The sequence below is a fragment of the Paenibacillus vortex V453 genome, from assembly GCF_000193415.1.
Lineage (GTDB): Bacteria > Bacillota > Bacilli > Paenibacillales > Paenibacillaceae > Paenibacillus_AQ > Paenibacillus_AQ glucanolyticus.
Genome location: NZ_ADHJ01000044.1, coordinates 100,840 through 117,823, shown reverse-complemented (window position 1 = coordinate 117,823; position 16,984 = coordinate 100,840). Strand labels below are relative to the sequence as shown.

14 protein-coding genes are annotated in these 16,984 nt (G+C 48.0%); all 14 read left to right on the top strand.

The annotated features are described in order from the left end of the window. Positions 1 to 34 precede the first annotated feature (34 nt). Positions 35 to 1,972, top strand: a complete 1,938-nt coding sequence (thrS, locus tag PVOR_RS24360) for a threonine--tRNA ligase (protein ID WP_006212202.1) — start codon at positions 35 to 37, stop codon at positions 1,970 to 1,972. Positions 1,973 to 2,065: 93 nt separating this feature from the next. Continuing rightward, positions 2,066 to 2,809, top strand: a complete 744-nt coding sequence (locus tag PVOR_RS24355; RefSeq protein WP_006212201.1) for a 3D domain-containing protein — start codon at positions 2,066 to 2,068, stop codon at positions 2,807 to 2,809. A 131-nt stretch (positions 2,810 to 2,940) separates the two neighbouring features. Then, positions 2,941 to 3,234, top strand: a complete 294-nt coding sequence (locus PVOR_RS24350; RefSeq protein ID WP_006212200.1) for a hypothetical protein — start codon at positions 2,941 to 2,943, stop codon at positions 3,232 to 3,234. A gap of 198 nt (positions 3,235 to 3,432) precedes the next feature. Continuing rightward, the gene (gene liaF / locus PVOR_RS24345) at positions 3,433 to 4,521 is read left to right on the top strand and encodes a cell wall-active antibiotics response protein LiaF (RefSeq protein WP_006212199.1); all 1,089 of its coding nucleotides are present in this window, start codon (positions 3,433 to 3,435) and stop codon (positions 4,519 to 4,521) included. Between the two features lie 5 nt (positions 4,522 to 4,526). Next, positions 4,527 to 5,627 (top strand): sensor histidine kinase, encoded by a 1,101-nt coding sequence (locus PVOR_RS24340; protein ID WP_040680955.1) that lies wholly within the window; start codon positions 4,527 to 4,529, stop codon positions 5,625 to 5,627. Between the two features lie 18 nt (positions 5,628 to 5,645). Next, positions 5,646 to 6,299, top strand: a complete 654-nt coding sequence (locus PVOR_RS24335) for a response regulator (protein ID WP_006212197.1) — start codon at positions 5,646 to 5,648, stop codon at positions 6,297 to 6,299. A 152-nt stretch (positions 6,300 to 6,451) separates the two neighbouring features. Then, positions 6,452 to 8,104, top strand: a complete 1,653-nt coding sequence (locus tag PVOR_RS24330; protein WP_006212196.1) for a S1C family serine protease — start codon at positions 6,452 to 6,454, stop codon at positions 8,102 to 8,104. Positions 8,105 to 8,234: 130 nt separating this feature from the next. Beyond that, the gene (locus tag PVOR_RS24325; protein WP_006212195.1) at positions 8,235 to 8,921 is read left to right on the top strand and encodes a response regulator transcription factor; all 687 of its coding nucleotides are present in this window, start codon (positions 8,235 to 8,237) and stop codon (positions 8,919 to 8,921) included. Between the two features lies 1 nt (position 8,922). Beyond that, positions 8,923 to 10,374, top strand: a complete 1,452-nt coding sequence (locus tag PVOR_RS24320) for a sensor histidine kinase (protein ID WP_006212194.1) — start codon at positions 8,923 to 8,925, stop codon at positions 10,372 to 10,374. Between the two features lie 52 nt (positions 10,375 to 10,426). Then, complete coding sequence (locus PVOR_RS24315) at positions 10,427 to 11,377, top strand: 4-hydroxy-3-methylbut-2-enyl diphosphate reductase (RefSeq protein ID WP_040680968.1); 951 nt, start codon at positions 10,427 to 10,429, stop codon at positions 11,375 to 11,377. A 306-nt stretch (positions 11,378 to 11,683) separates the two neighbouring features. Then, positions 11,684 to 12,640, top strand: coding sequence for an ABC transporter permease (locus PVOR_RS24310; RefSeq protein WP_006212192.1), 957 nt, complete (start codon positions 11,684 to 11,686; stop codon positions 12,638 to 12,640). A gap of 31 nt (positions 12,641 to 12,671) precedes the next feature. Further along, positions 12,672 to 13,568, top strand: a complete 897-nt coding sequence (locus tag PVOR_RS24305) for a carbohydrate ABC transporter permease (protein WP_006212191.1) — start codon at positions 12,672 to 12,674, stop codon at positions 13,566 to 13,568. Positions 13,569 to 13,647: 79 nt separating this feature from the next. Continuing rightward, the gene (locus tag PVOR_RS24300; protein ID WP_006212190.1) at positions 13,648 to 15,312 is read left to right on the top strand and encodes an extracellular solute-binding protein; all 1,665 of its coding nucleotides are present in this window, start codon (positions 13,648 to 13,650) and stop codon (positions 15,310 to 15,312) included. A gap of 79 nt (positions 15,313 to 15,391) precedes the next feature. Further along, the gene (locus PVOR_RS24295; RefSeq protein ID WP_006212189.1) at positions 15,392 to 16,966 is read left to right on the top strand and encodes a helix-turn-helix domain-containing protein; all 1,575 of its coding nucleotides are present in this window, start codon (positions 15,392 to 15,394) and stop codon (positions 16,964 to 16,966) included. Positions 16,967 to 16,984: the final 18 nt, after the last annotated feature.

The window sequence follows — 16,984 nt, the reverse complement described above, 5'->3', positions numbered from 1 at the left end:
GAAACGTGAAAACCTTTTTTGGGAGGAATACAAGGTGGCTATTAACATTAAATTGCCTGACGGCTCTGTACGCGAGTATGAGGCAGGCAGCAGTATCGAAGATGTGGCTGCATCGATCAGCAGCGGGTTAAGAAAGAATGCAGTTGCGGGCAAACTGGACGGGATTGTCGTTGATTTATCAACGCCGCTGCAAGACGGAGCCTTGATTGAGATCGTTACGCAAGATACGCCCGAAGGGCTTGAAGTGATGCGTCACAGTACAGCGCACTTGCTGGCGCAAGCAACCAAGCGGTTGTATGGAGCAAAAGAAGTCAAGCTGGGCGTGGGTCCCGTCATTGAGGACGGCTTCTATTATGACATGGATCTGGAGGAGCCTTTGAATCCGGAGGATCTGCAAAAGATTGAGAAGGAAATGGAACGCATCATCGGCGAGAATCTTCCGATTGTCCGCAAGGAAGTAAGCCGTGCAGAAGCCCTGCGCGTATTCGGCGAGCTCGGGGATCCATACAAGCTGGAGCTTATTAATGCCTTGCCTGAGGATAGTGTCATTACAATTTATGAACAGGGCGAATTCTTTGACCTTTGCCGTGGACCGCATGTTCCTTCAACCGGCAAGATCAAAGTATTTAAATTGATGAATGTGGCGGGTGCATACTGGCGCGGTGACAGCAAGAATAAAATGCTCCAGCGCGTATACGGCACAGCGTTTGTAAAAAAAGCGCAGCTGGATGAGCATCTTCACCTGCTCGAGGAAGCCAAGAAGCGGGATCACAGAAAGCTTGGCAAGGAACTGCAAATGTTTACGTTCTCGCAGCTTGTTGGACAAGGCCTGCCGATCTGGCTGCCAAACGGTGCGAAATTGCGCCGTACCCTGGAGCGTTATATCGTTGACATGGAGGAGCGTCTTGGTTACCAGCACGTATACACGCCCGTTCTCGGAAACGTGGAACTGTACAAAACCTCGGGTCACTGGGAGCACTATCAGGAGGACATGTTCCCGAAAATGGAGATGGACAACGAAGAACTGGTCCTTCGCCCTATGAACTGTCCTCACCATATGATGGTGTATAAGAGCGATATGCACAGCTACCGGGATCTGCCGATCCGCATTGCCGAGCTTGGCATGCAGCATCGTTACGAGATGTCCGGGGCCCTGACCGGCCTGCACCGCGTACGTGCAATGACGTTGAACGACTCGCATATCTTCTGTCGTCCGGATCAGATCAAGGAAGAATTTGCGAGAGTCATTCAACTGATCATGACGGTTTATAAAGACTTCGGCATTCATGATTACCGTTTCCGCTTGTCGTATCGGGATCCTCAGGATACCGAGAAGTATTTCCAAAACGATGAGATGTGGGAAATGTCCCAGCGCATGCTGCGTGAAGTTGTGGAAAGCCTCGACATGCCGTTCTATGAAGCGGAAGGTGAAGCGGCCTTCTATGGTCCGAAGCTGGACGTGCAGATTCGTACGGCACTGGGCAAGGAAGAGACGCTGTCCACCGTTCAACTCGACTTCCTGCTTCCGGAGCGCTTTGAACTGGAATACGTTGGGGACGATGGTCAAAAGCACCGTCCGGTTGTTATCCACCGCGGTATTCTGGGCACCATGGAACGCTTTACGGCATTCTTGCTCGAAAATTTTGCAGGCGCACTGCCGCTGTGGCTCTCGCCTGTACAGGTTAAAGTGATTCCGGTCTCCAATGCTTTTGAAGACTACGCCAAGGAAGTGGCGGAGAAGCTTCAATTCGCAGGCATCTCGGTAGAGCCGGATCTTCGCAATGAGAAGCTGGGCTACAAGATTCGCGAAGCACAGCTTGAGAAGATTCCTTACATGTTCATCGTAGGTGAGAATGAGAAAAACGCGGGTGCCGTTTCCGTTCGCAAACGCGGCGAAGGGGATATCGGCGCGCAGTCGCTGGACGATATCATCCTCAAGCTTCGTGAAGAAATCAACACCCATGTGGTTTAAGTTGAAGTAAGAAGAGCAGCATGCAAACCTCTGCCAAGATGTATATTCTATTTGAGAAGTGGGAACCCTCGCTAGTAAGGGGGAGGTACTCACATGATCCAATGGAAAACATGGCAGAGGTTTTTTGCTGGTTTTATTTTATCAGCAGTCTTGTTCAGTGCAGGTTCTTCAACAGTAGATGCCTACAACTTGATTCTAAGCGAATCCTTCGAATCAACAGACACCAGGAATGTTTATGAACCTTACGGGGAAATTCAAGGCTCCGATTACATCGAAATGTCTCGGTTCTATGCGCTCCGAGTAGCAGGGTTCAGTGATATCAATAGATACTTGGAAATTCCCGATACAGCCAAGAGAAGTGAGCCTGACAAGAAGCGTGGATCCGTTCCTGTGCTTGCACCGAAGGATGATCAGGTGCTGCACACCGTGAAGGTAACCGCTACCGGGTACACGGCCGGTTATGAATCCACCGGGAAGAAGCCGGGACATCCGCAGTATGGAATTACCTATTCCGGTGTGAAGGTTAAGCGGGATCGAAATACGCTGTCAACGATTGCCGCAGACCCGGATGTGTTTCCAATCGGGAGCATTCTCTATGTCCCAGGCTATGGGTATGGCATTGTAGCGGATATCGGGTCTGCCATCAAAGGCCAGAAAATCGACCTTTACTTCTCCACAACCAAGCAGGTGTTTAAGGAGTGGGGTAAAAAGGACGTCGAGGTGCAGGTCATTAAGACCGGCAGCGGCAAATGTACGGAAGAAATGCTGAAGACGCTAGATAATGCAATTGAGACCTATCACTTCCTGCCTTCATCGGTGCTTGAAGAAGCAATTTAAGGCTCTTTAAGCACGCGCTCAAGGAATAAAGATTTCGGAATAATGACTGCTTGTTCTTCGCATACTACTTTTCGGGGGCAAAACCCCTGAAGAGGATGATGGTATTGCATAAGAACAGGGAGGTGAATACTGTGGCTAAGAAGAACAAGGTGCAAGAGAACTTTAAAACACCGAATGAAAAGTTTAACGCTGAGTTTGCTGAAGATACCAGCATAGCCAGCAACCCTAAAGGGAATTCCAAAGTTCAAGAGAACTTCAAAACACCGAATGAAAAGTTTAATGCTGAGTTTGCTGAAGATACCAGCATAGCCAGCAACCCAAAAGGAAATTCCAAAGTTCAAGAGAACTTCAAAAAACCGAACGAGAAGTTTGATGCTGAGTTTGGCGAACTGAACACACCAGGGGACCATTCTGCAAACCGTTAAGGTTTAGATGCCAGCGTCCGTTCGTGAAAAATAAGACCTCCGCTTTAGCGGAGGTCTTTTATTATGGTTAAATACCCATTTTTATCCACTCACTCGGTCTCAAGACGGAGATCACTTTCATTCCACCGCCGCTAACCGGTTCATTCCAATATGTTGTACACTGTAGTTAAATAAAAAAATGAATTGGAAGGCAAGGGGATGACCATGAGTAGAAAAGGATGGAGCCAGCTTAGCAGCGGATTGCTGCTCATTGGTATCGGCGTTCTGTTTCTTCTAAATCAGCTTGATCTTATAAATGTGGACCTTGGTTATATATTCTCGACCTTTTGGCCGGTGTTCCTTATCTGGTTCGGGCTGCAGAGTTTGATTTATGCCCGTGGAGGAGCCCTGTGGGGTGCTGTTGTACCCATCATTATCGGGACGTATTTTCTCGGAAGAAACCTGGATTTGGTTGATTTCTCATTTGGCGATCTTATCAAGTATGCGATTCCGATCATTTTGATTGGTTTTGGATTGCAGGTGATCTTTAAACCGAGACATCATACACCGCCACCTTCACCGCCAAGTCCGGATGATTTCAGTTCGCATCGCCGGGAGGACTATGATCTGCCTGAGCCGCCGGAAGCCCGGCCGCTCGATTCTTCCCTCGATGAAGAGTTCGAACGGAGATTCGGCAAGCCAGACAAGGCTGACAAGACCCATTCGGATCCAGAGCCAGCCTCTATGCACGATCGTGAACCAGGTAAAGGATATCGATGGGATGGACAGCAGCATGAACGCCCGCGCCAAGAGCGTGAGGATCGCAGTCGCTTTAGGGTTCATGTTGATTTTGATAATGACGGCAGAAGATACGGTGATGGCTCCGACAATACAGATCACCATCATGACCAATCCTGGAATGGTCATGATACGGTGAACAAGTCCTCTTTTATCGGGGACGTGCATATGGGTAAGGATTATTTTCAGCTGAAGCCAACGAATATTTCGCAGTTCATTGGAGATACGGTGCTTGATCTGACGAAGGCTCAGATTCCCTATGGGGAAACGAAGATCAATATCTCGGCTTTTATCGGGGATGTCAAGGTGTTTGTTCCGAATGATTCGGATATCGGCATCCATGTCACGACCAACTCTTTCATTGGCGATATGAAGGTGCTGGAGGAAAGCCGAAGCGGGTTTATGAGCAATGCCGGATTGGAAAGCCCGCATTACAGGGAAGCGGGTAAGAAGATTCGAATTATTGTTAGCGTGTTTATCGGTGATGTCAAAGTGAATAGGGTAGGATAACTGTTATGATGGGAATTTTGAAAAATACCAAATGGGTGATTTTGTTTTACTTTTTGCTGATTGGAGCCGGGGTTGCTGTTTTCCTGTATACAGCGAACCAATCCGGCTACATACATATTGAAGATAACCGGCTGTGGGTGTATTACACGGTCGGTGTCCTTCTGTTTACGGGGATTGCGGGATACATTGCAGGACAGCGCATTCAGCGCCCGCTGGATTTGCTTCATCTGAACATGCTGCAGGTTGCCAAGGGAAATCTGAATGTGCGGCTGCCGGCCATGGAAGACGGTTCTTTTGCCAGAGTGTATGATGAATTCAATGGAATGACGGAAGCGCTGGAGAAAAAAATGAAGCTCCTGCAGCGCCTGGGCGAGCAGGATGTCATTGAGAAGGAAATCGCTGCGGAAGCGGCGGTCCTTGAAGAACGGCGCCGAATGGCAAGGGATTTGCATGATACGGTTAGCCAGCAGCTGTTCGCGATTCATATGTCGGCCTCATCCCTTCCGGCGGTTCTCAAGCGAAATCCGGAACAGGGCGATAAGGTGCTGGGGCAGTTAATCGAGATGTCTCATGTTGCACAGAAACAGATGCGGGCACTGATTGCACAGCTTCGTCCCGTGGAATTGGAAGGCAGAACCCTGGAGGAGGCACTCGAACGGTGGTTCCCGGATTACTGCCGCCAAAATGGCCTGAAGGGCATGAAGGATGTTGAAATTTACGGAGGGGTATCGGATGCGATTGAGCATCAGCTGTTCCTGATCATTCAGGAAGCGGTTGCCAACATCGTGAAGCATGCGGGTGCAAGTCTTGTCAGCATGTCCCTCCGGGAGGACCAGAAACGTGTCATTTTAAGCATCAGCGACGACGGTGTTGGATTTGACGAGGTTGCAGGCAAGCAGGGCTCATACGGGCTGTCTACCATGCGTGAGCGCGCCGAGAAGCTCGGCGGGCAGGTGGATATCATAAGCAAGAAGGGTGCAGGCACAACGGTTCGCGTGAATATTCCGCTTTTTGAAGCAGAGGGGAAACAGGGATCGACCACGGAAGAGAGCAAGGATCAGGAAGATCGAGAAGAGCTGGAAGAACTGGCTGAGCCAGTGGAATAGAGAGGGGACAACATCATTATGGGTACGATTCGGATACTGCTGGCTGATGATCATGATATGGTTCGCATGGGGTTGAAAACATATTTGTCGCTGGACCCGGGATTTGAAGTCATCGGTGAGGCAGCGAATGGGCAAGAGGTTGTCGATATGTTGCGGAATGGAGATGAGGCATCGAGGCCTGATCTCATTCTTATGGATTTAATGATGCCGGTCATGAACGGGGCCGAGACTACACGTGCCGTCATGTCCGAATTCCCTGATCAGAAGATTGTCATTCTGACAAGCTTCCTTGAGGACGAACTTGTGGTGGAGTGCATTGAAGCAGGTGCTGTCAGTTATGTGCTGAAGACCGTATCGGCCGATGAGCTTATATATGCTCTCCAGGGGGCATTCAGAGGCATGCCGGTGATGACTAAAGACGTATCGGAAGCGCTGACTCGGGGGATTCGCCGACATATGGTGAACGGGGATGAATCCGGACTCACCGAGCGTGAGAAAGAGGTTCTGCTGCTGATTGCCGAAGGGAGAAGCAACAAGGAGATCGGGGAAGAGCTGCATATCAGCATTAAGACCGTGAAGACGCATGTCAGCAATCTGTTGATGAAGTGTGAGCTGGATGATCGCACGCAATTGGCGATTTATGCCCACCGGAAGGGCTGGGTCAAAATGTAGCGAACAACTCATATTCCGGGATGTAGCCCAGCTTTCTTTTTATCTGCCTTTTAATTGTTTTTAAGGTACTATTAAGGTTTATAGTACACAATAAGAACAGTTAATCAATTAAACCACTTGGAAGCAAGTGATTTTAAATAGGAGGTAGACCTATGGACGATCAAAGAAAGCGTTACGGGTACCCGGATGATGAGGCAAACAACAACGAGTCGAATAACAATGAATTACCGAGACGTGAGAATGAATCTTCTTCTGAGAATTCTTCTTCTTACTACTATTCTTACGGACCGTTTCAGTCCATACCCAGTGAGCGTGATGACGAGCAGACAGATCACCCATACCGCAGCAGAGAATCGCAGGAAGTGGAGGTTACCGCTCCTCAGCCTGTTAAACCGATACCATCTTCGAGCTTCTCGAATTCCTCCGGAAGCCAGGGTGGAGGCAGCGGACCTGTGGATTCCATGACAAGAAATAAAGACTGGAATTATAATCAGAAGCCTAAAACTTCAGTGAAGACCGTGCTCCTGTCCTTCCTGGCAGGCGTACTCGTCATCTCAAGTTTGATGTTCGCCGCGGATCGTACGAATTTATTTACTCCGGATGCAGCGTTCTCATCTGAGCCAGCCCAAGAAACTTCGGCTAACGTGAGTGATAACGGCGGAGCAACAACGGCATCGGCGATAATTCCTTCGGGTCAGGGGGATGTATCCGCGGTTGTGGATCAGGCAAGTCCGGCTGTCGTGCTGATTGAGACACTGGTTAACAGCAATAATAGACAAAGCACGAATCCGAACATGAATGATCCGTTCTGGTACTTCTTTGGTGGCGGCCAATCGAGCCAGGAAGGAAACGGCGGGAATAGCGGTAATGGTGGAAACAGTGGAAATGGCAGCAACGGAGGACAGGAATCCCAGCTCCAGCCTTCAGGGATTGGCTCGGGTTTCATCTTTGACAAGTCCGGATATATTTTGACCAATGAGCATGTTATTCATGGTGCCGATGTGATACAGGTCACGGTACAAGGCACTAAAAAGCCTTATGAAGCGAAACTGCTCGGTTCCAGTTACGAGCTGGATTTGGCCGTTCTGAAGATTGAAGGGGCCGATTTTCCGTCGGTGGAGCTAGGTGACTCCAATTCGCTGAAGGTCGGTGAATGGCTTGTGGCCATCGGTAACCCGCATGGTTTTGAGCATACAGTAACCGCAGGCGTACTTAGCTCGAAGGAACGCGAGATCGATATTCAAGGCACGAACGGCGAAAGTGATCGGAATTACGAGCATCTTCTGCAAACCGATGCCTCGATTAATCCGGGTAACTCAGGCGGACCGCTTCTTAACCTGAAAGGTGAAGTCATCGGGATGAACGTAGCGGTCAGCGCGGAAGCGCAAGGGATCGGGTTCGCGATTCCGTCCAACACGATTAAGGAAGTTGTGGAATACCTGAAGAATAATGAGGAAGTTCCGAAAGATCCGGTTCCGTTTATCGGGGCAAACCTGGGAACGGTCACTCCGCAAATTTCCCAGTCCCTGGGTACCGACGTGACGGAAGGCTCTTATGTTGACAGCGTTGTGTTCCGTTCGCCGGCATATGAAGCAGATTTGCGTCAATATGACATCATTGTTGGTGTGGATGGAACAAAATATCCGACTTCGTCAGATTTGGTTGACTTCATTAAAACGAAGAAAGTCGGAGACAAAATTACGCTGAACGTAGTTCGTAACGGCAAGAACATGGACCTGCCGCTGACGATCGGTGATAAGAACGAGTTCGATCTTTCCCAGCAGCAACAGCAGCAACAACCGTAACCCCGGATAGGTGTATACAACAAGCGGAAGGGATCGTTCCCTTCCGCTTGTCTTGTCCTTGAGACGACCGATATAATGGGATTGTGACGTCGTACTAAATATAACGCTATTAGATAGAGGAGATGCCGCTATGCGATCCCGGATATTAATTGTAGATGATGATGAGAAGATTATTTCCATGCTGCGCAGAGGACTTGCGTTTGAGGGCTACGATGTCCTGACCGCATCCAACGGAGCAGAAGGATTGAAAGTGATATTGAGTGAGGACCCGGATGTTGTCGTTCTGGATGTGATGATGCCTCAAGTCGATGGATTTGAAGCGTTGCGTAGACTCCGGGAAGGCGGAAGCACGACACCGGTGCTGATGCTGACGGCGAAGGACGAAGTGGAGAACCGGGTGAAGGGACTCGATACCGGAGCCGATGATTATCTGGTTAAGCCGTTTGCGCTGGAAGAGCTTCTTGCCCGCGTAAGGGCGCTGCTGCGCCGTAAAACCGGCGACGATTCGTCTAACCACCGGCTGACTTACGAGGATCTCATAATGGATACGGATGCGAGGGAAGTCATTCGCAGCGGTCAGAGACTGGAGCTGACGGCGAAGGAGTTTGAGCTGCTGCATCTGTTTATGCAAAATCCGAAGCGGGTCCTGTCGCGCGATTTGATTATGGATAAAATATGGGGCTATGACTACAGCGGAGAGTCTAATGTGCTGGAGGTTTATATCGCCATGCTCCGGCAGAAGACCGAGGAACATGGAGGTAAACGGCTGATCCAGACGATCCGCGGAGCCGGCTATATTTTAAGAGGAGATAACTAGCATGTCCATTCGGTTAAGACTGACAGCGTGGTATACCGGCATCTTGTTTGTAACACTGCTGATTTTCAGCTCGGCGGTGTATGGCTTTGTCCATTTGTATACGTATGAGGAGTTAAAGCAGCGTATTGAGCAGCAGGCTGACAAAATTGGTTTCACGCAAGGGGCGGTGGAGGTTCTGCCTAACAGATCCTCGGCTATCAGCTTGGAAGAAGCAGATCTGTATGTACAGACCTATACATTTTATAATGGTAAACTATGGCAATCGCAAAATATGGCTTTTAGCGGCATTCAATTTGACGTCCCTTCTGTAGAGAAGGCTTTAAATTCAAAACAAGCGTTTAAGCGTGTTACCGTGAACGGTAATTCGTTTTTGGTATTTGAAAATCGTGTTGTAGAGACAAATTCAGGGAAATTGTTTGGGTGGATACAAGTCGGTGCTAACACGCGTACCATTGAACAAACCCTGGACCGGCTCCAATCCATCCTGATCATGGGTTCGGCAGCCACACTTGTGATTGCATCAACCTTGGGACTGTTTCTGGCTCGCAAATCCATGAAACCGATCGGCAAGGTCACCGAGGCGGCGGAGCAGATCCAGAAGGGCACCGACCTTAGCGTGCGAATCGAATACGACGGGCCGCAGGACGAAATCGGGCAGCTGATTGGTACCTTTAACGGGATGCTTGAGAGGACGGAGGGTTTCTATAAAGAGCTTGAGGATGCCTACGCCGCACAGCGCCGTTTTGTATCAGATGCTTCCCATGAGCTTAGAACTCCATTGACAACCATTCGGGGGAATGTGGATCTGCTGCAGAAAATGTGGGAGGTAGCACCCGGCGAAAGAGCGGATATGGACGAAGCCACGATCAAGCAGATCTCATTCGAAGCGGTGGGAGATATATCGGATGAAGCCAAGCGGATGAGCCGGCTGGTGAACGATATGCTGTCTCTGGCAAGAGCCGATACCGGCCAGACCTTCGAGCTGGATCCCGTACCACTCCAGCCGTTGGTTGAAGAGGTCGCAAGGCGGGCTCATTTCCTGGAGAAAACGGCAGAGTGGCATGTGGGCGAACTGTCCGTTCTGAATGGTGTTTACGTGGAAGGCAACAAGGATTATTTACAGCAGATGCTGTTCATATTCATTGAGAATGCATTCAAGTACACGCCGGAGGGCGAGGTGAGCCTGGATGTTGTCCTGTACAAGGGACAGGTCGGGCTTCGAATATCGGATACGGGGATCGGTATGGATAAGGACGAGGTTCCGTTCATATTCGAACGTTTCTACCGTGCGGATCAATCCAGAGGCATCACGAGCGGGACCGGACTTGGACTCTCCATTGCCAAGTGGATCATTGATGAGCATAAGGGGTCTGTGGAGGTTGTAACCCGAAGAGGGGAAGGCAGTACGTTTATCGTCTGGCTGCCCGTCGTATTTGCTCCTCCTCTGGAATAGGTTATAATAGACTAGATCGTTTACGTATTACAAGGGAAAGCAGGTGAGGATCATCGAAGTCTTGAGAATATCACCGAGAGGTTATTGTTATGGAGTCGTTGATGCCATGGTATTGGCACGTCAGGCGGCCCAGAATTTGGATCTTCCTCGGCCTATTTATATATTGGGCATGATTGTTCACAACAGTCATGTAACGCAATCCTTTGAGGATGAAGGCATCATTACCCTGGACGGTCCGAATCGGATGGAAATCCTGAGTCAGGTGGAGAGCGGCACCGTTATTTTTACCGCGCACGGGGTCTCTCCGGAAGTACGCAAGCTTGCACGGGACAAAGGATTAACGACACTGGACGCCACTTGTCCGGATGTTACCAAAACCCATGATTTAATCCGGGAAAAGGTAGCCGACGGGTATGAAATCATTTATATCGGCAAGAAGGGTCATCCGGAGCCGGAAGGTGCCATTGGCATCGCGCCGGATCATGTGCATCTTATCGAGAACGAGGAAGAGATCGAGCAGCTGCAGGTGAAGTCATCCCGAATCACCATTACGAATCAGACTACGATGAGCCAGTGGGATATCAAGCATATCATGAAGAGTCTGCTGGATAAATTTCCGGGAGCAGAGATTCATAACGAGATCTGTCTTGCCACGCAAGTGCGGCAGGAAGCTGTAGCCGAGCAAGCGGGACAGTCGGATTTGGTCATTGTGGTTGGAGATCCGCGGAGCAATAACTCGAACCGGCTTGCCCAGGTGTCTGAAGAGATTGCAGGCGTTCCCGCTTACCGTATCGGGGATGTGACGGAACTGAAACGCGAATGGCTTGAAGGAGTAGGCAAAGTGGCAGTTACATCAGGGGCATCAACACCGACTCCAATTACCAAGGAAGTCATCGCTTATTTGGAACAGTATGAACACGATAAGCCGGATACTTGGGAAATCAAACGCACGGTGAATATGAGCAAGCTGCTTCCCCCGGTTCGGGTGAAGAGTAAGTCATAGGAATTGCCATTTATATGCTCAATTAAGACCCATCGCAGGTACTGTTTGCGATGGGTCTTTTCATGTTTAATTTCAGAAATGTTTTTTACAAATCATAGGATTAAAAGGTGGAAACTGTAATTTTCCTAAAAGCCATATCCCTCACTTTACATAAGAAAGCAATATTCCATGTCGTGTAAGCGTTTCACTTTTCGATTGAATAATATCATTTTTCGTTGAATAGGCAAATGTTTATATTTGATAGTTTAAACTACAATGTTAGACATCAGATAAACTTCATGGCATAGAACACACGGGGGGTTGGATATGGCGCAAATATCCGTAGAACAGGAACCTGTTCCAAAACGGAAGAAGGACAGCTTGTTAATTCGCTTTGCTAAACAATGGGATATTCAGTTAATGGTGCTTCCTGCACTCGCACTCATTTTTGTGTTTAGCTATATACCGATGTACGGTATTTTGATGGCTTTTCAGGATTTTAACATTTTTAAAGGTATGGGTGACAGCCCTTGGGCAGGATTCAAACATTTCGAAATGTTCTTTGAATCACCAGAGTTTATGACGGTCATGAGAAATACGATCGTAATCAGTTTGCTCAAGTTTCTCATTGGATTCCCTGCACCGATTCTGCTTGCACTTATGCTGAACGAAGTCCGGCATATGTTCTTCAAAAGACTCGTGCAAACGGTCAGTTATCTGCCGCACTTCCTGTCTTGGGTTATCGTTTCAGGCTTTGCGATTTCTCTCTTGTCAACGGATAACGGCAGCGTAAATATTTTGCTTCAGAAGCTGAATTTGATTGAGGAACCGCTCAACTTCCTGTCCATTCCGGAATACTTCTGGACAATTCTCGTAACGACAGGGGTTTGGAAAGAAATCGGGTTCTCCTCCATCGTATACTTGGCAGCTGTGGCCGGGGTTGACCCGCATATGTACGAAGCTGCTGACATGGATGGTGCAAGCAAGTTCAGACAGATCTTTACGATTACGCTTCCCTCGATTATGCCGGTTGTAAGTATTTTCATGATTCTTGCCATTGGTAACTTGCTTACTGCAGGTTTCGAAGACATCTTGCTCTTGGCGAAGAACCCGGTATTGCGAGAGGTTTCCGACGTTATCGACACGTATGTTTATCGAATAGGTATTGAAAATTCCCGATTCTCATATGCAACGGCTGTAGGCTTGTTTAAAGCGGTAATCAGCGTCATGCTTCTGACGATTGCCAACTTGATCGCACGTAAATCAGGTAACAGCTTATGGTAAGAGAACATTGTGATGAAGGGAGTCGGTAGTTTTGGTACGGTTAGCATTCGGTGACAAAGTGATGATGGTTATCATATATATCTTTCTGGCATTATTGGCCTTTGTAACTTTTTATCCGTTTTGGAACGGACTGGTCATTTCATTTAACTCGGGTTCAGATACAGCAATGGGTGGCGTTACCTTTTGGCCCCGGGACTTTACATTGGAGAATTACGGGATCGTGTTTCAGGATACCAGGCTGCTGAATGGTTTCAAGATTTCGGTGCTTCGTACCGTGATCGGAACCATCTCCTCCATACTCGTAACATCCATCTTTGCTTACGGGATGACCAAGAGCGAATTGATTGGCCGCAAGTACTACATGATTATGTGTATCATTACGATGTATTTTGGCGGCGGCTTGATCCCAACCTTTATGCTCGTTCGTGGTTTGGGTCTGATGGACTCCTTCTGGGTGTTCATTATTCCGGGCTTGGTAAGCGTGTGGAACATGATCATCTTCCGGACTTTCTTCAACGGTCTTCCGAATGGTCTTGAGGAATCCGCCAAGATTGATGGCTGCGGCAACTGGGGTATTTTCTTCAAAATCATTCTCCCGCTGTCCGGTCCGGTTATCGCAACATTATCGTTATTTACGGCAGTTTCCCATTGGAATGAATGGTTCTTGCCAAGTATTTATATCAATAACGAGAACCTGCTGCCCATTCAGACCATGCTTCGCCAAATATTGAATTCTAATATTATGTCTGAACAGATGAGCAACCTGGATTCGGCTTCTCAAGCCGTTCTCTCACGGATGCAGAGTGTAACTTCTAAATCGCTGTCCATGGCAACTATGATGGTGGCAACGCTTCCGATTATTATGGTGTATCCATTTGTCCAGAAGCACTTCGTTAAGGGTGTTCTGGTAGGTTCCCTGAAAGAGTAGGAAGAGATAACGCGTGTTGTTTGAAGCATGAGCTTTGGACATAAATATCAAGTGTAAAGACGAAAGGGGAAATTAGAGAATGAGGTTGAGAAAGAAATCGCTGACCACATCGATGACGGCCTTGCTGACTGCAGCGCTCATGCTTTCAGCATGCGGCGGCGGAGCGAAAACTGCTGACCCAGCTCCTGCAGGAGAAGGTGGAACTAGCACGCCTCCAACAGAAGAAGCAGGCAAGTTTGTACTTGGCGAAACTCCACTGGAGTTCAGTTTCTACGGTCATTATAACGAGTATACCATGCCTCCATGGGGGCAAGACGAATCTTCGAAATGGATTAAAGAGAATAAGAAAGTAACCGTAAACGCAATTCATTCGCAAGGTAACGCGCAGCAAAAATTCAACACCATGATTGCTTCCACTCAGCTTCCGGATGTCATGTGGATGGACCGTGGACCGGATGTAGAGAAGCTGCGTCAAGCTGACATGCTTGTGCCTTATGATGAATATCTCGATAAATACCCTAACCTGAAAGAATGGATGGGTGAAGAAGGTCTGAACATGCTTCGTTCCCCTGACGGCAAACTGTATCAGTTCCCGAACTGGTATACAAACCAGCCGAATGGTAATGCAGGGTATGTTGTTAATAAACAAATTTACACAGAACTGGGTTCTCCTAAACTGGAAACCACAGATGATTTGTATGAATACCTGAAAGCAGTAAAAGCCAAGTATGGCGATAAAGTTGTTCCGTTTGAACCACACGTTCAAGGTCAAGGCATTGAAGTTCTGTATTCCGCTTTTGCTGAAAATGCTCTAACTCGCTGGATCAGCATCCGCGGCGTACCTAACGGCGATAAGCTGACTTCTATCTTTACGGATCCAATCTTCCGTGAGTCGATGCAGTATTCTGCGAAGCTGTTCCGTGAGAAATTGATTTCTCAGGATGCTATGACTCAAACGGTTGACCAGGTTAAAGAGAAAGTGAACACTGGACGCATTGCAGTATACGCTGCATCAAGCCCGACTGAAAATGCAATGAACGCTCATGCAGAGTTGGCAGCAAAAGATCCAAACGGAGGATACTTCATGATCTGGCCGATTCACAAAGAAGGCCTCGACAAGAACAAAATCTTCCCTGGTACTTATACTCAATTGGGTTGGAACGTAAGCGTAATTACGAAGTCCGCTAAAGATCCAGAAGCTATCTTTGCTTTCCTGGATTGGTACACAGGTCCTGAAGGACAAAGCGTTCTGATGTGGGGCCCTCCAGGAGGATATTGGGATGGCTTTGAAGAAGACGGCGTGACACCTAAATTCACGGAGAAATATGTATCTGATGCAGCCGGTCTTAACAAACTTCAAGCAATCACAACGAATCTGCACTGGAATGGTAACACGGTATTTATTGATACAGCAAAAGCAAAATACGAGAGTACATTGCCAGAAGAGCAGCGCAACTGGTCCACTCGTTGGCAGTATGAAATCACTTGGAAAACCCAAGCGAATGCTACGGAATACATCAACCTCGATCCGGCTCCGGACAGCGAGGAAGGAATTATCCGTCAGCGTGTAGAAGATATCTTTACAGAATCCAGAGCGAAAGCCCTGTATGCGAAGGATGATGCAGAAGTATTGGCTATCCTCGACAAGGCTGAAGCGGATGCACAATCTGCTGGATACGATAAACTTCTTGCATTCAAAACAACGAAATGGCAAGAAAACGTTACAAAAATGAAAGGCCAATAATAATCTTTACTTAAACCAAGAAGGGTATGCTGCTGATGCAGTATACCCTTATCGGAATTTATAGGGGAGATGGTAACCTGTGTATAAAGTGCTGCTGGCAGACGATGAAATACTGGACCTAGAGGGCATGAAGAGCTTTATTCCATGGGAGAATCTCGGAATGAAAGTGATAGACTCGGTCAATAATGGCTTCGCCGCCTATGAGGTTCTCGAGAGGGAGAAGATCGACATCCTCGTTACCGATGTCCGCATGCCCAATATGACTGGGCTGGAGCTTGCACAGCGGGCGCTGAAATTGCAGGAGGAACTTCGGATTATCTTCGTAAGCGGTTACCAGGACTTTGGTTACGTGAAGCAGGCTATCGCTTTGAACGCATGCAGTTATGTTTTGAAGCCGATGGAAGATCAGGAACTGATCGATGCCCTGACAAAAGTGAAACTTGAGCTCGATCGCCTTCATGAACGCAAGGAGACGGAGCAGGCCTATCAGCAGATGATCCCTATCCTCAAAAATCAATACTTGCTGCAAATTCTTCAGAAGCCTTACGATGGCGCGATACTGGATATCATCAAGCGGGAGTACCGTTTTACAGAGCTTCATTGGCCGGTGTGCGTCATTTTGCTGGAACTTGATAATGTGAGTACATGGCGCAACAGCTCGCTCGATTCCGAGGAAAAGCTTAGTGTTGTGGAGAACTACTTTGCAAGATTACATAAACTTCTCGACGCGAACGGCTTTGAGCATATATGCAAGGTGAACGATCAGCGGACAGCCGTGCTGCTTAGCGGTGGCCGAGGCAAAGCGGAGATTCAGTCCCTTCTGGAAGAATTGAAGCAAGAATGCGCCTATACCATGACTGTAGGGGAAGGTAAGGCCGTCCACAAGCTGGAGGATCTCCATACATCCTATCAGGAGGCTTTAGCTGCCCTGGACTATAAGATGTTTCGGGGCAAAGGCAGATGGATTCTGTACAGCGAGGTGCCTACCGAAGATCGTGAAGATGTAAAAAGTCTCGATATCCGCTTCGATGCATTGTTTACAGCCATGACAGAGTATGATATTGTTCGTATCTATGATGAATTGGAAGCGATTCAATTACTTGCTTCCAATATACGTTCCAAGTTCACGATACGCAATTTAGCTGTGTATATCATGGTAAAGCTGGAAGGTCATCTTCAGACGATTAATGAAGAATTGTACCGAATGGCAGGCTTGGAGCTCAAGAATTTTGATATTTTGCTGCACTTTGAAACGATGGATGATATTTTCTCATGGCTGCGAATGAAGGCAATGGAAATATCGGAAATGCTCAAAAACCGAAAATCAACCAAGAATGGACGCTTGGTCGAAGAGATTATTGAGAATATTCAGGCGCGCATGCATGAGAACATTACACTGCGAGATATGGCAAACCGTTTTTCTTTCTCACCGAATTATCTCGGGGTACTCTTCAAAGAAGAAACCGGGCATAACTTCAGCGATTATGTGATTAAACTCCGCATGGAGCGTGCGAGAGACCTGCTCAAGACAACCAAGCTGAAAATATACGAAATTGCGTCACAGACCGGGTATCAATATTTACCTTATTTCAGTCGGCAGTTTAAGGAAATGTACGGAATGACACCCTTGGAATACCGGCGCAAGCACTCTTAACTTGCAAAATACAGATTA